Genomic DNA, 5327 nt, shown 5'->3' with positions numbered 1-5327 from the left:
TGCTTGTTCTGATCGAACTGGTCCATGGTGGTCCTCTCGCCCGGAGTCGCGCGATGCAGCGCGCGTGCTCCCAACCTCCTCAATCATCAGCAAGTCCCACGCTTTGGCAAGTATTCCGCTACGAGCCTGTAGCGGGATGCTGCGCGTCCGAGTCCTGACGCGCACTTACGCCAGCGCAAGGACGTGCAGGCGTGCGACGCGGTGGGTGAACTTCGCCCCTTGACTCGCGCTCCACGGCACTGCGTAGCGGGTGGGACGCAGCATGCCCCAAAAAACGACGGGTGGCCCCGAAATCTCTTTCGGAGCCACCCGTGGATGAACGCACCCGGTGTGCTTCACCGGGTATTCAGGGCCCGTGCGTCAGCGCGCCTCGCGCTCCACTTCCACCTTCCCCACGCGGAGGATGGTGAAGCCCACGCGGCGGTTGTTCTCGCGGCCCTTCGCCGTCTTGTTGGTGTCCACCGGCTTCGTCTCGCCGTAGCCCACCGCCTCCATGCGGCCGTCGGCGATGCCGGCGTTCACCAGGAAGGCCCGCACGTTGTTCGCGCGGCGCTGGGACAGGTCCAGGTTCTTCGCGTCGTTGCCCTGGGCATCCGTGTGGCCCTCGATGCGGACCAGCTCCACCTGCGGGTTGGCGCGCAGCACCGCGGCCACCTGCTTCAGCAGCGGGAACGAGCGGGCCAGGATGACGTCCTTTCCGGTGGCGAAGTAGACCTTCTCCAGGATGACGATGCGCTCGCCGTCCACGAGCACCTTCACCTTGCCCTTGTCGGGGCAGCCGTCCTCGTCCTGGAAGCCGTTGATGGTCTCCGGCTCGCTCGGGCACTTGTCCTCGGTGTCGGGGATGCCATCCCGGTCGTTGTCCGGGTCCGGGCAGCCGTCCTCGTCCTGGAAGCCGTCCTTGTCCTCCGGGGCGTTGGGGCAGCGGTCCTCCGGGTCCATGAGGCCATCGCCATCCGTGTCCACCGGCGGCGGGGGCGGCGCCACGTCCGGGCAGCCCTCCGTGTCCTCGAAGCCATTGAGCGTCTCCGGCTCGTTCGGGCACGCGTCCGCCGTGTCGGGGATGCCGTCCGCGTCGTTGTCCGGGTCGGGGCAGCCATCCTCGTCCTGGAAGCCGTCCTTGTCCTCGGGCTCCGTCGGGCAGGCGTCATTGAGGTCCAGGAGGCCGTCGCCGTCCGTGTCCACCGGCGCCGCCGGCTGCGGCTCGCGGGACGGCTCCGGGCTGTAGCTGAAGCCCGCGAGCAGCCGGAAGCCCGGCGTGCCGTAGCCGCGGGTGAGCCCCGGCCCACCGCCCACGTGCGCGGAGAAGCCGCCCAGCGCGCGGTACTTCAGCGCCGCCAGCAGCTCCAGCGGGCGCTCCTCGGTGTCCTGCTGCTCCAGGTTCACCGCGCCCACCACCGTGGCCGCGAGCGCCAGCGGCACCTCGCGCACCGTGAAGGGCAGCTCGGCGCCCACGCCGTAGGACACCGCGTTGCCCACGTTCAGGTTGCGCAGCTGCTGCACCTGCCGGAAGTCCACGCCCACGTTGGCGGCCAGGCGGAACCGCTCGCCGTATTCGGCCACCAGGCGCGGCTGCACGCCCACGCCCGAGCTCCCGAGGAAGTCGGAGCCGCCGCCCGTGGGCAGCACCACCGGCACCGTCAGGGCCAGGCCGAAGGAGCCCTCCTCCAGGAGGCGGGCCTTGGGCACCAGGCGCAGGTCACCGATGCCGCCCGAGCCCACGCCCTGGGCGAAGGACGGGTCCACCATGGGCGCCGCCTGCGAACGCTGGAGCGTCACCGGCAGCAGCACGCCGAGCTCGAAGCGGTCGAAGAGGCCCACCGAGCCCATCAGGTCCACCCCCACCTGGCTGCGCACCAGCGCGGTGATGAACCGGCCCGAGCGCGGGTCCATGAAGTTGAGCGGCTTGTCCGCGTAGTTGACGGACACGCCCACGTTCCAGCCCAGGTGGGAGTGCACCTGGGCGCTCTGGACGCCCAGGATGTCCTTCGAGCTCGGCCCCGGCTTGTACTGCTGCACGTCGATGGACTGGGACGCGGACAGCGTGGGCACCTGCGCCACGGCCGGCCGCGACACCAGCAGCACCGCCAGCGCCAGCACGGCGGCGGCGGCCACGGGGGCCCCACCGGCCCGCCCCGCCGAGCGGCGGAAGCGGCCCAGCAGGGGCAGCCCGAGCAGCAGCAGCGCCAGCGGAGCGAAGGTGCCCGCCCCGCTCGTGCTGCACCCACGACCGGAGATGACGAAGTCGTCGTTGCCGTCCAGCGGGTTGCTCCCACCGGTGACTTCCTCGCCGTCATTCACGCCGCCACTGTCCGTGTCGGCGTTGTTCGGGTCCGTCTCGCCGTTGTCGAAGGAGCCGTTGCGGTTGGCGTCCTCCGCGCCGTCCATCAGGCCGTCACCGTCCGTGTCCGGGTCGAGCGGGTGGGTGGGGTTGTTACCGCGCACCTCCACGCCGTCCGTCAGGCCGTCAGCGTCCGTGTCCGGGTTGTTCGGGTCCGTCTCCGTGGTGTCGACGCGGCCGTCGTGGCTGGTGTCCTCCTCGCCGTCGAGCAGGCCGTCACCATCCGTGTCCGGGTTCTTCGGGTCGGTGGTGGTGGTCGGGTCCGCGTCCGGACGGAAGTTGGGCGAGCCACGGTCCGTGTCCGCCGGAGCGCTCTCCAGCGTCACGCCCAGCTCCGTGCCGTCCAGGATGCCGTCGTTGTCGCTGTCCGGGTCCAACGCGTCGATGAGGCCGTCACCATCCGTGTCGGTGATGCCGTCGATGCCGTCCGGCACGCCGTCGTCGTCGCTGTCCGCGTCGTTGGGGTCCAGGCCGAGCTCCAGCTCCGTCGCGTCATCAATGCCGTCGCCGTCGGAGTCGACGTCGTCCGCGGGGTTGAGCGGATCCGTCTCACCCGGGTCCACCCGGCCGTTGCGGTTGGCGTCCTCGATGCCGTCACGCACGCTGCCGCCGTCCGTGTCGGGGTTGAGCGGGTCCGTCGTCGTGGTCGGGTCGGAGTCCGCCACGAAGCCCGTCATGTCCGTGTCCGTGCCCTGGGGCTCGGTGAGGCCCAGCTCCAGACCGTCCGACAGCAGGTCGCCATCGGTGTCCCCGTTGTTCGGGTCCGTCTCGCCGTCGTCGACGATGCCGTTGTGGTTGGCGTCCTCGTTGCCATCCAGGATGCCGTCGTCATCCGAGTCATCGTCGAGCGGATCCGTCCCTCCGACATTCACTTCGATGCCGTCCGGCAGGCCGTCACCGTCCGTGTCGGGGTTGTTCGGGTCGGTGCCCAGCGCAACCTCCTCGTCGTCCGTCAGGCCGTCGTCGTCCGAGTCGACCGCCACCGCCCAGGTGTAGGTCGCCGGCGTGTCGTCCACGTTGCCCGCCTCATCCACCGCGCGAACGCTCAGCGTGTGGCTGCCTTCCGCCAGGCCCGTGAAGGTGACCGGGTCCGTGCACGGCACGTAGGCCGCGCCGTCCAGGCTGCACTCGTACGTCACCGGAGACTCGTCCGAGTCGAAGTCGAACGTCGCCGCGCTGGGCGCGTCCGTCAGCGGCGGGCCCGTGACGATGAGGGTATCCGGCGCGGTGGTGTCCACCGTCCAGGTCCGGGTGGCGGGCGTCGGGTCCACGTTGCCCGCCCCGTCCACCGCGCGCACCGCCAACGTGTGCGCACCATCCGCCAGCCCCGTGAAGGTGACGGGGTCCGTGCAGGCCACGAACGGACCACCATCCAGCGAGCACTGGTACGTCACCGGGCTCTCGTCCGAGCTGAAGTCGAACGTCGCGCTGCTGGACGTCGTCGCTCCCGAAGGGCCGCTGACAATCGTCGTATCCGGCGCAGTCGTGTCCACCGTCCACGCGTAGGTCGCGGGCGTCGGGTCCACGTTGCCCGCCACATCCACCGCTCGCACCTCCAGCGTGTGGTTGCCTTCCGCCAGGCCCGTGAACGTCTGCGGGTCCGTGCAGGGTACGAACGGTCCACCATCCAGTGAGCACTCGTACGTCACCGAGCTCTCATTGGAGCTGAAGTCGAACGTGGCGCTGGTGGAATTCGTCACCGCCGGAGGCCCACTCACGATGGTGGTGTCCGGCGCGGTGGCGTCCACCGTCCACGTGTATGTCGCGGGCGTCACGTCCGCGTTGCCCGCCTCGTCCACCGCGAACACCACCAACGTGTGCGAACCATCCGCCAGTCCCGTGAAGGTGACGGGGTTCGTGCAGGGAACGACCGGCGCACCGTCCAGGGAGCACTGGTACGTCACCGGGCTCTCGTTCGAATCAAAGTCGAACGTGGCGCTGCTGGACGTCGTCGTCGCCGGAGGGGCGCTGACAATCGCCGTGTCGGGCGCCGTCGTGTCCACCGTCCACTCATACTCCGCAGGCGTCGGGTCCACGTTGCCCGCCGAATCCACCGCGCGCACCGCCAGCGTGTGGTTGCTTTCCGCCATGCCCGTGAACGTCTGCGGGTCCGTGCAGGGTACGAACGGGCCGCCGTCCAGCGCGCACTCGTACGTCACCGGGCTCTCATTCGAGCTGAAGTCGAACGTGGCGCTGGTGGAATTCGTCACCGCCGGAGGCCCACTCACGACGGTGGTGTCCGGAGGCGTGGTGTCGGAGACCACGGTGAAGGTGTTGGTGTTGCTCAGCACCGACGACACACCCTGGACTTGGGCGTAGGCATTCACCGTGTGCAAGCCGAGGGTCAGGTCCACGGTCGGCGTGAAGCTGAAGTTCCCCGCGGCGTCCGCCGTCACGCGGCCCACTTCGACGCCATCCACGAAGATGACCACCGTGGAGTTCGCGGGGGCCGTGCCGGTAATGACTGGACGAAAGCCCGTGGTGGAGCCGTTGGCCGGCGTCACGACCACGGGGGCCGCCACGTTCATCGGGAAGGCGCCGGGAAGGGTGGTGACAACACCCGGGTTTCCAGGGGCGGCGCCATAGGAGGGACCGTCCGGAGCGGTGGCCGTCGGCTGCGTGCCCGCGGTGCCGCCGGTGACCACCGGAACGCACGTCCCCGTCGCGGACTGCGTCAGCACCCGGCCGCCACCACCACCGCCACCCGTGCCGTGCTCGGCGAAATCCGTGCTCCCGCCGTTGCCACCGCGGGCCGACACCTGGTCGGCCAAGCAGTTCAGGGCTCCGGTGACGCGCAGGTACACGGTGCCGCCAGCGCCCGCGCCACCCGCGGCGTCATTTCCATCATCCCGGGCGTTGCCGCCCGCCAGCCCGTTCGCCGAGACGCGACCAGTCCCTGCCAGCGAGCCCGCACGAATGAATACGACACCGCCACCCGCGCTGCCCCCACCGGCCACGCCGTCGTTGCCATGACCCGCGCCACCAC

At 70.2% G+C, this 5327-nt stretch carries 1 protein-coding gene; it reads right to left on the bottom strand.

What is annotated here, in order from left to right; all coding sequences use genetic code 11:
* Window positions 1-360: 360 nt before the first annotated feature.
* Window positions 361-5327, bottom strand: a 4967-nt coding sequence (locus tag G4D87_RS39730; RefSeq protein ID WP_240358816.1) for an OmpA family protein, incomplete at its 5' end; no start/stop codon positions are given.

Origin of the sequence: Myxococcus vastator (assembly GCF_010894475.1) — a bacterium.
Lineage (GTDB): Bacteria > Myxococcota > Myxococcia > Myxococcales > Myxococcaceae > Myxococcus > Myxococcus vastator.
Note: the sequence above shows the minus strand (reverse complement) of the source record. Positions and strands in the feature narration are given on the sequence as shown.